Source organism: Variovorax sp. MHTC-1 (assembly GCF_003984645.1).
In the GTDB taxonomy this organism is placed as follows: domain Bacteria; phylum Pseudomonadota; class Gammaproteobacteria; order Burkholderiales; family Burkholderiaceae_C; genus Variovorax.
This window is the reverse complement of sequence record NZ_RWKI01000008.1, coordinates 149278-164276: the sequence shown is the minus strand read 5'-3', so window position 1 is coordinate 164276 and position 14999 is coordinate 149278. Positions and strand designations below refer to the sequence as shown.

Below are 14999 nucleotides of genomic sequence, written 5' to 3'. Positions count from 1 at the left end.
CGGGTCAGTCTTTCAGCAAGCGGCGCAGCACCTTGCCGGCACCCGTGGTGGGCAAGGCATCGATGAAGCGCACCGCGCGCGGCGCCTTGTAGCTGGCCATGTTCTCGCGCGACCAGGCGATCAGCGCATCGGCGTCGACGGCTGCGCCCGGCTTCTTCACGACGAAGGCCTTGACCACCTCGCCCTTCTCCGCATCGGGTTGCGCGACGACCGCGGCCTGCGCCACGCCGGGGTGCTTGATGAGAATGGTCTCGACCTCTTCCGGAAACACGCTGTAGCCCGAGACCTTGATCATCTCCTTGAAGCGGCCGATGAAGGTGAGGTAGCCGTCGGCATCGAGCTTGCCCATGTCGCCGGTGTGCACCCAGCCCTTGCGCAGGGTCGCGGCCGTTGCCTCGGGCTTGTTCCAGTAGCCCTTGAAGGTGCCGGGGCTCGTGAGCACGATCTCGCCGACCTCGCCCACCGGCTTGTCTTCGCCGGTGTCGGCATCGGCGATGCGGATCGCGACGCCCGGCACCGCGACGCCCTGCGTGCCCCAGCGAGGCGCATGGTGTGGTGTGTAGGTGTCACAGGTATGGGTTTCGGAGAGGCCGTAGGCCGCTTCGAAGGAGGTGCAGTTGTTCGCGAAGCCGCGCCACTGCGCAGCCAGCGGCTCGGTGAAGGTGATGCCGAAGCTCGTCACCGGGTTCATGCGCAGGCTCGACAGGTCGAAGCGCGCGATGTCTTCCAGCTGCATGCAGGCCACGTTCATCGGCGCGATGCTGTACCACCAGCTGACGCGATAGCGCTCGATCGCCTGCAGCACCGCGCGCGGCTCGAAGCGGTGCAGCAGCACCGATGTGGCGCCGGTCAGCACCGGCACATTGACGCCCATCAGCATGCCGGCGATGTGATAGAGCGGCGCGATCGACAGCAGCACGTCGCTCGCGGCCACGCCATTGCAGTCGGCCGCGGCGCGCGTCTTGAAGAGCGCATTGCCGTAGCTCAGCATCGCGCCCTTGGGCAGGCCGGTAGTGCCGGAGGTGTAGGTCATGAGCGCGACGTCGTCCATGGACAGCGCGACCGTCGAAGGGCGCGCGCCGCTTTGCATCACGGCGAGGAAGTCTTCGCAGCCGGCCGGTATGCTGCGCGGCTCGCGCTGTGCCGCGGCAAGATCGGCCGGAAGGTCGAGCGTCACCTTGTCCTTGTCCGGCAGCAGGTCGGCGTAGTGCACCACGAACACGTGTTCCAGCGCGCTCGCCGGCTTCACCTTGTCGACCACCGGCAAGAGCGACGAGGCAGCGACGATCACGCGCGCCTTCAGGTCTCCGACCTGGTAGGCCAGCTCGTGCTCCTTGTTGAGCGGCCCGCTAGGGCACACGATGGCGCCGATCTTCTGGATGCCGAAGTGAGCCACCAGGTACTGCGGGCAGTTGTTGAGGAAGAGCACCACCGGATCGCCCTTCTTCACGCCGATGGCCTGCAGCCGCGCGGCGAAGGCATCGCTCGCCGCATCGAGCTCGGCATAGCTCATCGTGTGGCCGTACCAGATGCATGCGGCGTGGTCGCCTCGCTCGCGCGCATGCGTTCGCAGATATTCGTGCAGGGGTTGCTGCGGGCGGTCGGGGAGCTGGGTTGTCTCCATGGCGTCAATCTCACAGGGTTATCGATAGGCCGGCTCGCTTGCCAAGCGCCGCATGGTGCTCCAACAATCCTACCCATGGGTATAACTTCGGCGACACCGCACAAACCCCACCTGCCGCAGGGCACCGGCCGCCAGCGCGCCGCGACGCAATCGACCGACGCGCAGCGCGAGCGCATCCTCCAGGCTGCGACCGGTCTCTTCGCCCGGCAGGGCTACGCGAACACCACGATGGCGCAGATCGTGCGCGCGCTCGGCGTGACCAAGCCCTTCGTCTACTACTACTTCCGCGACAAGCAGGAGATCTTCGAAACGCTCTCGTGGCGGCCGACGGTCGACTGCTTCACCTCGCTGGACTTCGTCGACACCGACGAGCGCCCTGCGGTCGAAAAGGTCAAGGAAGGCATCGAGCGGCTGATCCGCGCCACCGTCGCGCACCATCCCTGCGCCTTCTTTCCGTATCGCGAGCCGCAGGTCTACCGTCCCGAGTACATCGCTGCGCAGAAGAAGCTCGCACACCATTTCTACGACCGGCTCTTCCCGCTGCTCGAGGAAGCGCGCAGCGACGGCGACCTGGATTTCCAGGACACCCGCATCACGGCCTTTGCGGCGCTGAGCCTGCCGGGCTTTCTCTACAGCTGGTACCGGCCCGACGGCCGCCTCTCGCCCGACGAGGTCATTGCCGAGCTGTCGAAGCTCGCATGGCGCGTGCTGGGCCTGCGCAACGCCCGCTGATCCTCACCGAAAACCCAAGGAGACAACGCATGAATTCCCTTCGCCTTGCGCACGTCGCGCTGGCAGCGCTGGCCGCATCGGGCCTCGCATCGGCCCAGCAGACCTACAAGATCGCCTACATCGATCCGCTCTCGGGCCCGTTCGCGAACGTGGGCGAGCTGATGCTCACGCACATCCAGTATGCGGTGGAGGACATCAATGCCAAGGGCGGCGTGCTCGGCGGCACGAAGCTGCAGCTGCTGCAGTTCGACAGCAAGCTCTCGGCGCAGGAAAGCCAGAGCGCGCTGCAGGCCGCCATCGACCAGGGCGCGCAGGCCATCGTCACCGGCGGCTCGGGCTCGTCGGTGGTGACGGCGCTGGTGCAGTCGGTCAACCGCTGGAACCAGCGCAACCCGGGCAAGGAGCTGCTGGTGCTCAACCACTCCTCGATCGATCCCGAGATGACCGGCAAGGCCTGTAGCTTCTGGCACTTCCAGACCGAGGCCAACACCGCGATGAAGATGAAGGCGCTGGCCAACTACATCAAGAAGACGCCGGATATCAAGAAGGTCTACCTGCTCAACCAGGACTACGCGCACGGCAAGCAGTGGGCGAGCTACGGCCGCCAGCTGGTCGGCCTGGCGCGGCCCGACATCCAGTTCGTCGGCGAGGCGCTGCATCCCATCGGGCGCGTGAAGGACTTCTCGCCCTACCTCGCGAACGTGCGGCAGGCCGGCGCCGACACGGTGATCAGCGGCAACTGGGGCCAGGACATGACGCTTCTGCTCAAGGCCGCGGGCGACGCCGGCTACAACCTGCGCTACTTCAACCACAGCGCAGGCTCGGTGCCGGGCACCGTGCTCGCGGTATCGCAGGCCAAGCTGGGCCAGCTGACCTGGGTGGCCGAATGGCATCCGGGCCAGGCCGACACGCCCAAGGCCGATGCGCTGGCCAGGGCCTACAAGGCCAAGACCGGCAAGGACTTCCTCGCGCCGCGCATCGAGTTCACGCCGCGCCTGTTGGCCGCCGCGATCGACAAGGCCGGCGGCACCGACACCGTGAAGGTCGCGCGCGCGCTCGAACACCTCCGCTTCGACTCGGTGGTCGGCCCGGTGCGCATGCGCGCCGAGGACCATCAGCTGCTGCTGCCGCAGGTGGTCAACACCATCGCGCCGGTGGACGGCAAGACGGTCAAGGCCGGCTGGGAAGGCACGAACTATGGTTTTCGCACCGATGCCGCCTATACCGGCAACGAGCTGGCGCAAGGCACGGAATGCAGGATGGCGCGGCCCGGCGCTTGATGCCTTTGCGCTAAGGGATAGCCCTGCCTGCCGGCTGTTGCGGCATCGAGATACTGCGATGTCGCCCGCGAGGGGCTGACCGGAGACTGAAGAACATGGCAGGCAAGAACGCGCTCTATCCGATCCCGCATCCGGCGAAGAAGCCCTTCGTCGGCAACATCCTGTCGATCGGCTCCGACTCGCCGGTGCTCGACATGTGGAAGATCGCGCAGGAGCTGGGCGCCATCTACTGGCTCGACATGCCGGGCATGCCGGTGATCGTGGTGTCCTCGGCCGCGCTGGTCGACGAGCTGTGCGACGAGCAGCGCTTCGACAAGAGCACCAAGGGCACGCTGCGCCGCCTGCGCGCGCTCTCGCACGGCCTCTTCACCTCCGACACGCACGAGGCGACCTGGTCGAAGCCGCACAACATCCTCTTGGCCAACTTCAGCCAGCGCGCGATGCAGGCCTACCACCCGATGATGCTGGACATCGCCGAGCAGCTCGTCACCAAGTGGGAGCGCCTCAACTTCGACGAGGAAGTGGACGTGGTGCGCGACATGACCGCGCTCACGCTCGACACCATCGGCCTGTGCGGCTTCGGCTACCGCTTCAACTCCTTCTATCGCGAGGGCTTCCACCCTTTCGTCGACGCGATGGTGCGCACGCTCGAGACGGTGCAGAACCGGCGCGGCATCCCGCTCGAGGAGCTGATGCTGAAGAAGGAGCTGGCGCAGCAGCGCAAGGACATCCGCTTCATGCACAAGATGGTGGAAGACATCATCGCCGAGCGGCGCGAGAGCGGCGCCGACATCGCGACCAAGCCCGATCTCCTGAGCTACATGATCGCCGGCGTCGACAAGAAGACCGGGGAGCGGCTGGACGACCGGCAGATCCGCGACGAGTGCATCGAGTTCCTGATCGCCGGCCACGAGACCACCAGCGGCCTGCTGTCCTTCGCGATCTATTTCCTTCTGAACAACCCCGAGGCGATGGCCAAGGCCCAGGCCGAGGTCGACAGCGTGTTCGGCCCCGACCTCTCGGTGAAGCCCAGCTATGCGCAGGTGAACCGGCTGGTCTACGTGCTGCAGGTGCTCAAGGAATCGCTGCGCATGTTCCCGACCGCGCCGGCGATCGCGATGGCGGCGAAGGAAGACACCACCATCGGCGGCCAATACACGATCAAGAAGCGCAACATGGTGATCCTGCACGCGCTCGCGCTGCACCGCGACAAGACGGTGTGGGGCGAGGATGCCGACCGGTTCAACCCCGACCACTTCAGCCGCGAGGCCGAGCGCGAGCGGCCGGTCAATGCCTTCAAGCCATTCGGCAACGGGCAGCGCGCCTGCATCGGGCGGCAGTTCGCGCTGCAGGAGGCGGTGCTCACGCTGGGCATGATCCTGCAGCGCTTCACGCTGGTCGATCACACGGGCTACAAGCTCAAGGTCAAGGAGGCGCTCACGATCAAGCCCGAGGGCTTCAGGATCAAGGCGCTGCTGCGCGACCCGGCGACCCGGCCGCGCGGCGAGATCTCCGCCCAGCCGGTGCCGGCCGCCGTCGAGCGCCCTGCCGCCGCGAAGCCGCAGGCCGAGCGCCACGGCACCTCGCTGCTGGTGCTGCAGGGCTCCAACCTCGGCACCGCCGAGGACCTGGCGCGCCAGCTGGCCGAGGCGGGCGAGATGCGCGGCTTCTCGACCCAGCTCGCTTCGCTCGACGACTATGCGCAGCGCCTGCCCGCGAACGGCGCCGTCGCGATCGTCTGCGCCTCCTACAACGGCGTGGCGCCCGACAACGCGGCCGAGTTCCATCGCTGGCTCGACAAGGCGGACGATTCGCTCAACGGCGTGCGCTTCAGCGTCTTCGGCTGCGGCAACACCGACTGGGCATCGACCTACCAGGCCGTGCCGCGGCGCCTCGACGAGCGGCTGGCCGCGCTCGGCGCGACGCGCATCCACGAACGCGGCGAAGGCGACGCGCGCGAGGACATGGATGGAAGTTTCCAGGACTGGAGCGATGCGCTGTGGCCGAAGCTCGTCGCCGCTTTCGATCTCAAGCAGGGCGCGGACACGCCGGCCCAGAGCGAGCCGCTCTACATGCTGGAGGAACTGCCGCCGCCGCAGAAGAACACGCTGGTCGATGCGCTGGGCGCGGTCGGCATGCGCGTGCTCGAGAACCGCGAGCTCCAGAGCGCCGCCAGCAGCGATGTCGAAGGCCGCTCGACGCGGCATGTCGAACTGCAGCTGCCCGAGGGCGTGAGCTACCGTCCCGGCGACCACCTGAGCGTGGTGCCGCGCAACGGCCCGGCGCAGGTGGAGCGCGCGATGGCGCGTTTCGGCTTCGAGCGCAAGGCGCATGTGCGGCTGCAAGCCCAACCGGGGCGCAAGGCCGCGCTGCCGGTGGACGAAGTGATCGCGGTCGACCGCCTGCTGGGCGACTATGTCGAGCTGCAGGACGTGGCCACGCGCAAGCAGATCGCGCAACTCGCGGCGCACACCGAATGCCCCTTCACGAAGCCGAAGCTGGCGGCGCTGTCGGGCGCCGACGAGGCCTCGGCGGCGCTCTACAAGAACGAGGTGCTGCAGAAGCGCAAGTCGGTGCTCGACCTGCTGGAGGAGTTTCCGGCCTGCCAAGTCCCTTTCGCGGTCTTCCTCGAGATGCTGTCGCCGCTGTCGCTGCGCTACTACTCGATCTCCTCCTCGCCATCGGTCGACGGCGGGCGCTGCAGCGTCACGGTCGGCGTGGTGAACGGGGCTGCGCGTTCAGGGTTGGGCCAGTTCGAAGGCGTGTGCTCCAGCTACCTCTCGCGCGCCGAGGCCGGCGACCTGGTGCATGGCGTGGTGCGCGAGACGACGGCCGAGGGCTTCCGCCTGCCCGACGATCCGCAGCGGCCCCTCATCATGGTCGGGCCGGGCACCGGCCTCGCGCCCTTCCGCGGCTTCCTGCAGGAGCGCGAGATGCAGATGGCCAAGGGCGCGGCGCCGGGCAAGGCGATGCTCTTCTTCGGCTGCCGCCATCCCGAGCAGGACTTCATCTATGCCGACGAGCTCAAGGCTTGGGCAGAGCGCGGCGTGGTGCAACTGCACACCGCCTTCTCGCGCGCCGGCGACCGCAAGGTGTATGTGCAGGACCGCATCCGCGAGCAGGCGCACGAGGTCTGGCGCCTGCTGGAGCAGGGCGCGATCGTCTACGTGTGCGGCGACGGCTCGCGCATGGAGCCCGACGTGCGGCGCGCGTTGTCTGACATCGCCCGCGAGCATGGCCAGGACGGCAGCGCCTGGCTCGACCGGATGATTGCCGAGAAGCGCTATGTGCTGGATGTGTGGGCGGGGAACTGAGGTCGCGACGCTTCAGCTTCGCCGCTTCCCCGCCTTCGCGCTCGCCTGGGCCAGGTTCTGCTTGACCCTGAGCTTCACGATCCGCTCGATCAGCCCATGGGGCATCGGCTGGTCGAGCGGGAATCGCAGGTTGCCCTTCTCCCCCGCGTAGGCAGACACCGCCTTCTCCAGCCGCGCGTCGCCCCGCACCGGCGGGTAGAAGCCGATGTGCTTCTTGAAGGCGGCGAAGTACACCAGCACACCGCCCAGAGTGAACGCGGGGATCTGGTAGCTGATCGACTCCTCCGCGTCGGGCGCAGCCTTCCTGATCGTCGATCGGATCTCTTCGAGAATCGCCTGCACCTCTGGCGAGAATGCCGCGATGTAGGCGTCGATGTTCTCCGGCGTCGTCCGGGTCGTCGCCATGCGAGATCTAGCCGGCCTATTCCGGTCGCGCCGGATCCGGAAACACCAATGGCCCGAGCGCACCGCGATTGAAAGGCTTCCACGCGCCTTCGGGCTGCGCCAGCCGGTCCGCCAGCGCATACAGCACCGCCGGATGCGCGCCCAGCCCGAGGTGGCTGGCGACCACCTCGATGTTCTCCGAGCTCGGCCCGGTTTCTTCCACGCTGCACTGCCATGCGACCACGCCGTCGCTGCGGCTGAAGATCGATGTGGTGGGCACCTTGGGCGTCGGCCGCACGTGCTTCATGCGCCGCGGATCTTCCGAGCTCTGGCCGCTCACGCCTTCGTAGACGCGCCATGCGTTGGTCGCGCGTGCGCTGCCGGTGAAGGGGCTGCCCAGCGTGACCACGCTGCGCACGAGGTCCGGCCGGGTCGACGCGAGCAGACGCGCATAGACGCCGCCGAGGCTCCATCCGATCAGGCTGACCTTGCGGCCGCTGTCGGCGTGCAGCGATTCGAGCTTGGCGATCATGCCGTCCTCGATGCCTGCGCGCGGACCGAGGTTGCGCCCCAGGCCCCAGCCGTGGGTGTCGTACCCGCGGCTTTGCAGGTAGTGGCGCAGCAGCTTGGTGGACATGTCGCTCGCCACCAGGCCGGGCAGCACCAGCACCGGATGCCCGTCGCCACGCGGCGTCAACTGAAGCAGCGGCCACAGCGCCACGGCAGCGCCGGCCTCCCAGACAGCGCGCGCCTCGGCAAGAAGCAGCAGGCGCGAGGGCGGCGGGATTGGGTTATGGGCGGCTGCCATCATGAAGTTCTCCTTTGTTCGTTCTCGGGGAATGTGCGGTCGCGCGGGCTGAACACCCGTCGGACGGCAGCCCATTTATCCGAGGTATTTGCCCCGCAGGTAATCAAGGTAAGCCCTCGATTCGCGGGAAACGTAGGGGGAAACCAACGTCAGCGTGTAGAAGGCGGCCAGGCCCGGATCGGCCTGCTGCAGGGCGTCGCGGCCCGGCACCAGCCGCTCGAAGGAGAGCCAGCAAGTGGTGGTGAACACCATCTGCAGCGCGAGCATCTGCGCCTCTTCGGCTGTCGCATCGATGACACCGGCGGCCACCAGCGTCTCGCACAAGGCTTGCGCCGCCAGCAGGTTCTGCGCCGTCAGCGCCTGCGCCCGCAGCCCGAGCTCGGGGTACTCGCCGGAGAGGTAGGCCATGTCGCGGTAGACGAAGCGGTAGGCGTCGATGGCTTCGAAGCGCAGGTGGAGCGCGAGCCAGAGGTCGTCGATCGCGCGCACGGTGTCCGACGAGCCGTTGAGCAGCTCGAGCCGATCCTCGAAGCGCCGGAACAGCCGATCGACGATCAGCTGCTTGGCCTTGAAGTGGTAGTGGAGGTTGCCGGGACTGATCTCGAGCTCGGCCGCGATCCGGTGGGTGGATACCGCCGCGAGCCCCTGCGCATTGAACAGCGCCAGGCTGGTCTGCAGGATGCGTTCGCGCGTCGTGTTGGAGCTGGCCACGGGCTGAAGGGCTCGAAGCGTTGAGCCTCAGCGCTTGCGCCGGCCGGATTCGATGCGCTCCAGATGCTCGAGCAAGAGCCGCATCTGCTCGCGCAGCTCCTGGATCTCCTGCGCGCTGGGCATGCCCAGGCGTTGCATCGCCGTGGCGACGCGCTGGTCGAACACGTCCTCGAACTTGCGAATGCCGAAGCTGTCGAGCCCCGGGAAGCCGCGCGCCTGCGCATCGGGCTTGGGCTGAGCGATGCCGAGCAGGCTTTCGATCACGTTGGTCTGGCGCTTGACGACGTCGTTGCCCACGTTGCCCAAGGCCTTCAGGCCCGCGCGCAGCAGGCCTTGCGCGCCGGCCTTCTTTTCGGGCGGCGCGGCGGCTTTTGTTTTCCTGGCTGGAGCCGCTTTGCGCGGTGCCGATTTCTTGGCCGGCGCTGCCTTCTTGGCAGCAGCAGCCGCCTTCTTCTTCACGCTGACAGTTTCATCGCGGCGAGTCGCCATCGTTGCTCCGGAAGACGTTGAAAGAAAGCGGCCGGCCGCCACGGCCATCAGGCCTTGCGCGTGGTGCTGCGCACTGCGCGGCGCACCGGCTTGGCCTTCGCCTTCACGGTCTTGACGACCTTGGCGGCGGTCGTGTCGCCGGCCACGCGGCTTTCGATCTGCTTGGCACCGGCGGCGATCTTGTCGGCGATCTGCACCGAAACGTTGGCGATCGGCCGGTGGACGCTGCCCAGCGTGTTCAGCACCGAGCTGCCCAGCGGCGACTCGACGCGCGCTGCGGCCCTGGCGACCGACTCGATGCCGCTCGCCGTGCCGGCGGCGACGCGATCCATCACCGAGACCACGCGACCGGTGTCGATGTCGAGGCGGTTGGCCAGGAAGCCGTTGATCTTCTCTTGCGCGCCGATCAGGCGGGCCTTGATGTCCTCGTTCAGGAGCGGCAGCTGGCGCTTGCCGAGGAAGTCGCCGTAGCGCGAAGCGGCGCCGCTCAGCAGCCGATGCGCGCCGGCGCGGTAGGCGCTCACCAGCGTCTTGCCGGCTTCGTTGTACTGGCCGACGACGTGGATGGCGGCGGTGGAGATGTTCTGCGTGGACATGGTGGATTCCTGGTGAAGTTGATGAGGCTCATCTTCTTCGCAAAGGCCTAGGCCTGAAAAACTAGATCGGTTCGATAGTTAGTCCAACTGCCCCAATTTCCTTCGGCCCCGCGATGCTACGACGAGACGACCCTCGGGGCTTACCCGCTATCCGGCGCCTGCCACATTGCCGATCATTTTGACGCGCAAGACACAGGACACCCGAATGAAACACCTGAGCGGCCTCGATGCAACCTTCCTCCATACCGAGACGCCGGAGACGCCCATGCACGTCGGCGGCCTGCATCTGCTGGAGCTGCCGGCCGGCTACAAGGGCGATTTCTACGAGGATGTGAAAGCGCACATCGCGAGCCGCATGCACCTCTCGGAGATCTTCACGCGCAAGCTCGCGCTGATGCCCTTCGAGCTCTCCAACCCGGTCTGGGTCGAAGACGACGATGTCGACCTCGACTACCACGTGCGGCGCGTCACGCTGCCGCGGCCGGGCACCATGCGGCAGCTGGAGCAGTACGTGGGCCGCCTGCATTCGACGCTGATGGACCGCAGCCGGCCGCTGTGGGAGTTCTTCGTGATCGACGGCCTGCAAGGCGGCGGCATGGCGATGTATTCGAAGGTGCACCACGCCGGCATCGACGGCCAGGCCGGCGCCGCCTTCGCGCAGGCCATCATGGACCTGACGCCGCATCCCGACCCCATCAAGACGCCGCGCCAGATCGCGCGGCGCAGGAACTACCAGCTCGGCGTGGCCGAGCTCGCGGGCGCCGCCTTCACCAACACGCTGCAGCAGTACGTGAAGCTGGTGAAGACGCTGCCCGACATGGCGCGCGCGGTGCGCAGCCTCATCGTCCCGCAGCCGACCAGCGAGGGCAGCAAGGCCTGGTCGCTGCCGAAGAACCTCAACGTGCTCGGCCCGCGCACGCCGCTCAACGTGGCGATCACCAACCAGCGCGCCTATGCGGTGCGCTCGATCCCGCTGGCCGAAGTCAAGCAGGCCGGAAAGAAGCTCGGCGCCAGCCTCAACGACGTAGTGATGGCCATCTGCGCGGGTGCGCTGCGGCGCTACCTGTCGGACCACGGCAAGCTGCCGAAGAAGCCGATGAGCGCGGCCATCCCGGTCACGCTGCGCGCGCCGGGCGACACCTCTTCGAACAACCAGGTCTCGATGACGGTGATGACGCTGGCGACCGACGTGGCCGATCCGATCGAGCGCATCAAGGTCATCTCCGAATCCTCGGCCGCGGCGAAGAGCCTGATGGGCAGCATCAAGGCCGCGATCCCGACCGACTTCCCTTCCTTCGGTGCACCCTGGCTGATGTCGGGCCTGGCTTCGATGTACGGGCGCTCCCGGCTGGCGGACCGGCTGCCGCCGGTGGCCAACGTGGTGATCTCCAACGTGCCGGGCGCGCAGACCGCGCTCTACTTCGCGGGCGCCAAGCTCTTGACCTACTACCCGGTGTCGATCCCGAGCCATGGCATGGCGCTCAACATGACGGTGCAGAGCTACAACGGCATGCTGGACTTCGGCCTGATCGCCTGCCGCCGCGCGGTGCCGGACGTGGAGGACATCGCGGACTACCTGCTGGAAGAGCATCACGCGATCCTGGCGCGCGTCCGGTCGCTCGAGGCCGCCGAGGCGACGCCGCATCTGGCGGCCGCGACGGCGGCCAATGCGGCGAAGCCGAAGGCGCCCGCGCGCAAGAAGGTCGCGCCCGCCAAGGCCGCGGCGCGCAAAGCCCCGCCGCGCAAGCGCGCGGCCACAGCCGCCGTGGCTACGCGCTGACGCGCAGGCCGGCCGGCCCGGCTTCCATGCGGCCGATCACGCGTGCGGCCTCGAAGCCCTGCGCATGAAACAGGGCCAGCACCTCATCGACGGTGTCGGGCGCGCAGCTCACGAGCAGGCCGCCCGAGGTCTGCGGATCGCTCAGCAGGTCCTGCGCCACCGGCGGCAGCGCGGCATCGAGCTGCACCTCGGCGCCATAGCCGGCCCAATTGCGCCCCGAGGCGCCGGTCACGAAGCCCTGCGCCGCCATCTCGGCCACGCGCGGCAGGAGCGGCACCTGCGGCCAGTCGATCACTGCCTTCAGGCCGGCGCCGCGCGCCATCTCGAGCGCGTGGCCCGCCAGCCCGAAGCCGGTCACGTCGGTCAGCCCATGCACGCCCTCGAGCGCGGCCAGCGCGATGCCGGGCTTGTTGAGCCGCGTGGTGTTGTCGATCAGTTGGCGGTAGCCCTCGGCATCGAGCTTCTCCCTCTTCAACGCGGCCGAGAGCACGCCCACGCCCAGCGGCTTGCCGAGCACGATCAGATCCCCGGCCTTGGCATCGGCATTGCGCCTGACCTTGCCCGGATGCACCAGCCCCATCACGACCAGGCCGTAGATCGGCTCGACCGAATCGATGGTGTGGCCGCCCGCGATCGGGATGCCGGCCTCGCGGCAGACCGCCTGGCCGCCGCGCACGATCTCGCCGATCACTTCCACCGGCAACTGGTTGACCGGCATCGCGACCAGCGCCAGCGCCATGATCGGCGTGCCGCCCATCGCGTAGACGTCGCTGATGGCATTGGTCGCCGCGATGCGGCCGAAGTCGAAGGGGTCGTCGACGATCGGCATGAAGAAGTCGGTGGTGGCGATCAGCGCCTGCTCGTCGTTGAGCCGGTAGACCGCCGCATCGTCGGCGGTCTCGATGCCGACCATCAGTTCGGGCGGGATCAGGCCGCCGCCGCTGTTGCGCAGGATTTCCGACAACACGCCCGGCGCGATCTTGCAGCCGCAGCCGCCGCCGTGGGAGAAGCTGGTGAGCCGGATGCCCGGAGAGAGGATGCGATCGTTCATGGAGTGCTTTCGTGGTCGCGAAGATTATGGTGGCGCGAGCAGATCGCGCAGCAGGCGCCGCACGCTTTGGCGCTCGGCCTGTGGGGTGAAATCGGGTTCGCGCAGCGCGCACTGTGCCGCCAGGCGCGCCGCGAAGGCGGGCTCCGACACGAAGCGCTGCATCAACGCGGCGAGGGCGGCGTCGTCGCCGGCGGCGAAGTAGCCCTCGTAGTCGTCGCCCAGCAATCCCAGATTGCCGCCGATGCGGCTCGCCAGCACCGGCACGTCCGAGCGCACGGCCTCGATCACCACCTGCGCCCCGCCTTCCATGCGGCTCATGTGCACCAGCGCGCCGGCGCGCGCGATCCGGCGCCGCGCGGCATCGCGCGGCAGCCCGCCGAGCCAGCTGTAGTGCGGGCACTCGGCCATGGTGCGGCGCGCCGCTTCGCCCAGCTCGGGCGCCAGCGCATCGCCGATGTGCACGATACGGATCGGCGTCCCCGGAGGCAGCCGGCGTGCCGCAGCCATCAAGGCGAGCGGATCTTTCTCTTCGCGCAAATGGCCGACCGCCACCAGTTCGAGGCTGCGGCCGGCGTCGCGGCGGCGCATGCGGCGGGCCGATTGCAGGATCACGCGGGCCTTGGCAACTTCGTCGGCACCAAGGCGATCGAGCGCATCGGGCTGCAGCACCACGAGTTGGCTGGCACACTGCAGCGAATGCTGCGCAGCCTTGCTCTCGTCGATGTCGCGGTACACGTCGGTGCCGGTCAGGACCAGCGCGATCGGGCAATCCGGTCGCGCGGCAGAGAGGCGCGCGATCGAATCGGCGGAGCGGCGCGCATGCAGCGCGATCATCGCGTCGCAATGCCCGCCGTCCCAACTGCGGGCGATCTCGATCTCGGCGACGCCCGACAGAAACTGCGCCCAGCGCGAGGCGGTGCGCCAGTTGCCGTTGTTGGCATCCGCCAGCGCCGGCGAAACAATCAGGATCTCGGGTTTGGACACCCGGCCATTCTGGCAGGACCGCGCGTCCTGCATGACCATGGCTGAAGCGCGAACGCTCGCCGGCGAAGCGCTCGCGGCCGCGCTGCGCGAGAGCCGCGAGCGCACGCGCGCCTGGACCTTCGACCTGAGCGATGCGCAATGGCGCGTGCCCCAGCAACCCGGCGTGAACCTCGTCGCCTGGGAACTGGCGCACATTGCATGGTTCGCCGAATTCTGGGTGCTGCGCGGGCCGCACACGGTCGACAGCGACGGCTGGGTGCAGGCGAACGCGCCCGCGCGCCTCGCCGGCCCGGATGCGCTGTTCGACTCGGCACGCCTCTCCCACATCGCACGCTGGGCGGCGCCGCTGCCCACGCGCGCCGAGCTCGGCGCGCGGCTCGATGCGCAGCTCGATGCCTGCCTTGCCGCGCTCGCGCAGTGCGACGACAGCGACGAGGCCCTGTACTTCCACCGCCTCGCGCTGTTCCACGAAGACATGCACGGCGAAGCCTTTGCCTGGCTGCGCGCGACGCAGGGCTGTGGCACACCCGCCGGCCTGGCCCTGCCGCGCCTCGCCGCGGCGCCGGCGATCGCGGTGCCCGCCGCGCAGGCTCGCATCGGCTGGCCGGCGGCCCGCGGCGGCTTCGCCTTCGACAACGAGCAGGCGGAGCACCTCGTCCCGCTGGCCGGCTTCGAGATCGACGCCACGCCGGTCACGGCCGGCCGGTACCTGCGCTTCGTCGAGGCCGGCGGCTACGACGACCCGGCCTTCTGGCCCGGCGATGCAGGCGTTTGGCGCGCGGCGCAGGCGCGCAGCCATCCGGCGCGCTGGCGCCGGCAACCGCAGCAGTGGCAGACGCGATGGTTCGACCGCTGGCTGCCGCTCGAACCCGACCAGCCGGTGATCCACGTGAGCGCCTGGGAGGCCGAAGCCTATGCACGCTGGGCCGGTCGTCGCCTGCCCACGGCCGCCGAGTGGGAACACGCGGCCGCCTCGCAGCCGGCCTTCGCCTGGGGCCGCGGCGTGTGGGAATGGACGGCCAGCACCTTCGCGCCCTACCCGGGTTTCGCGGCCGGCCCCTATCGCGACTACTCGGCCCCCTGGTTCGGCGACCACCGCGAGCTGCGCGGCGGCGCCTTCGCCACCCACGCGCGGCTGCACGAGCTGCGCTATCGCAATTTCTTCCAGCCCCAGCGCAACGACGTCTTCGCGGGCTTCCGGACCGCCGCTCCTTAAACTGCGGCTCTTCCTCACACCTGCAGCGCC

General features: G+C 68.5%; 13 protein-coding genes. 5 read left to right on the top strand and 8 right to left on the bottom strand.

The window, feature by feature from the left end; all coding sequences use genetic code 11:
• Positions 1-4: 4 nt before the first annotated feature.
• Positions 5-1624 carry an AMP-binding protein gene (locus EJI01_RS15925; RefSeq protein ID WP_126838118.1) on the bottom strand — a complete coding sequence of 540 codons (1620 nt, stop codon included), beginning with the start codon at positions 1622-1624 and terminating at the stop codon, positions 5-7.
• A 75-nt stretch (positions 1625-1699) separates the two neighbouring features.
• Here EJI01_RS15925 and EJI01_RS15920 point away from each other — a divergent pair, with 75 nt between their 5' ends.
• From EJI01_RS15920 to EJI01_RS15910, 3 genes are all read left to right on the top strand, one after another.
• Complete coding sequence (locus EJI01_RS15920) at positions 1700-2356, top strand: TetR/AcrR family transcriptional regulator (RefSeq protein ID WP_126838117.1); 657 nt, start codon at positions 1700-1702, stop codon at positions 2354-2356.
• A gap of 29 nt (positions 2357-2385) precedes the next feature.
• Positions 2386-3636 carry a branched-chain amino acid ABC transporter substrate-binding protein gene (locus EJI01_RS15915; protein WP_126838116.1) on the top strand — a complete coding sequence of 417 codons (1251 nt, stop codon included), beginning with the start codon at positions 2386-2388 and terminating at the stop codon, positions 3634-3636.
• A 95-nt stretch (positions 3637-3731) separates the two neighbouring features.
• The gene (locus tag EJI01_RS15910) at positions 3732-6950 is read left to right on the top strand and encodes a bifunctional cytochrome P450/NADPH--P450 reductase (RefSeq protein WP_126838115.1); all 3219 of its coding nucleotides are present in this window, start codon (positions 3732-3734) and stop codon (positions 6948-6950) included.
• Between the two features lie 12 nt (positions 6951-6962).
• On the opposite strand, the gene EJI01_RS15905 is transcribed toward EJI01_RS15910, so the two are convergent.
• From EJI01_RS15905 to EJI01_RS15885, 5 genes are all read right to left on the bottom strand, one after another.
• A complete protein-coding gene (locus EJI01_RS15905) occupies positions 6963-7355 on the bottom strand; it encodes an iron chaperone (RefSeq protein WP_126838114.1) in 393 nt (130 codons plus the stop codon).
• A 16-nt stretch (positions 7356-7371) separates the two neighbouring features.
• Positions 7372-8145 carry an esterase/lipase family protein gene (locus tag EJI01_RS15900; RefSeq protein WP_221885681.1) on the bottom strand — a complete coding sequence of 258 codons (774 nt, stop codon included), beginning with the start codon at positions 8143-8145 and terminating at the stop codon, positions 7372-7374.
• A 72-nt stretch (positions 8146-8217) separates the two neighbouring features.
• Positions 8218-8853, bottom strand: coding sequence for a TetR/AcrR family transcriptional regulator (locus tag EJI01_RS15895; RefSeq protein WP_126838113.1), 636 nt, complete (start codon positions 8851-8853; stop codon positions 8218-8220).
• A gap of 27 nt (positions 8854-8880) precedes the next feature.
• Positions 8881-9342 (bottom strand): phasin family protein, encoded by a 462-nt coding sequence (locus EJI01_RS15890; RefSeq protein WP_126838112.1) that lies wholly within the window; start codon positions 9340-9342, stop codon positions 8881-8883.
• A 47-nt stretch (positions 9343-9389) separates the two neighbouring features.
• Positions 9390-9938 carry a hypothetical protein gene (locus tag EJI01_RS15885; protein ID WP_126838111.1) on the bottom strand — a complete coding sequence of 183 codons (549 nt, stop codon included), beginning with the start codon at positions 9936-9938 and terminating at the stop codon, positions 9390-9392.
• A gap of 205 nt (positions 9939-10143) precedes the next feature.
• Here EJI01_RS15885 and EJI01_RS15880 point away from each other — a divergent pair, with 205 nt between their 5' ends.
• Positions 10144-11718, top strand: a complete 1575-nt coding sequence (locus tag EJI01_RS15880; RefSeq protein WP_126838110.1) for a WS/DGAT/MGAT family O-acyltransferase — start codon at positions 10144-10146, stop codon at positions 11716-11718.
• Here the strand turns inward: EJI01_RS15880 and selD are convergent.
• Both selD and senB read right to left on the bottom strand, forming a co-directional pair.
• A complete protein-coding gene (gene selD, locus EJI01_RS15875) occupies positions 11708-12769 on the bottom strand; it encodes a selenide, water dikinase SelD (protein ID WP_126838109.1) in 1062 nt (353 codons plus the stop codon). The two genes, EJI01_RS15880 and selD, sit on opposite strands and share 11 nt — an antisense overlap.
• A 24-nt stretch (positions 12770-12793) precedes the next feature.
• A complete protein-coding gene (gene senB / locus EJI01_RS15870) occupies positions 12794-13753 on the bottom strand; it encodes a selenoneine biosynthesis selenosugar synthase SenB (RefSeq protein WP_126838108.1) in 960 nt (319 codons plus the stop codon).
• Positions 13754-13790: 37 nt separating this feature from the next.
• On the opposite strand from senB, the gene senA reads away from it, so the two are divergent.
• Positions 13791-14969 carry a selenoneine synthase SenA gene (senA, locus tag EJI01_RS15865; RefSeq protein WP_126838107.1) on the top strand — a complete coding sequence of 393 codons (1179 nt, stop codon included), beginning with the start codon at positions 13791-13793 and terminating at the stop codon, positions 14967-14969.
• Positions 14970-14999: the final 30 nt, after the last annotated feature.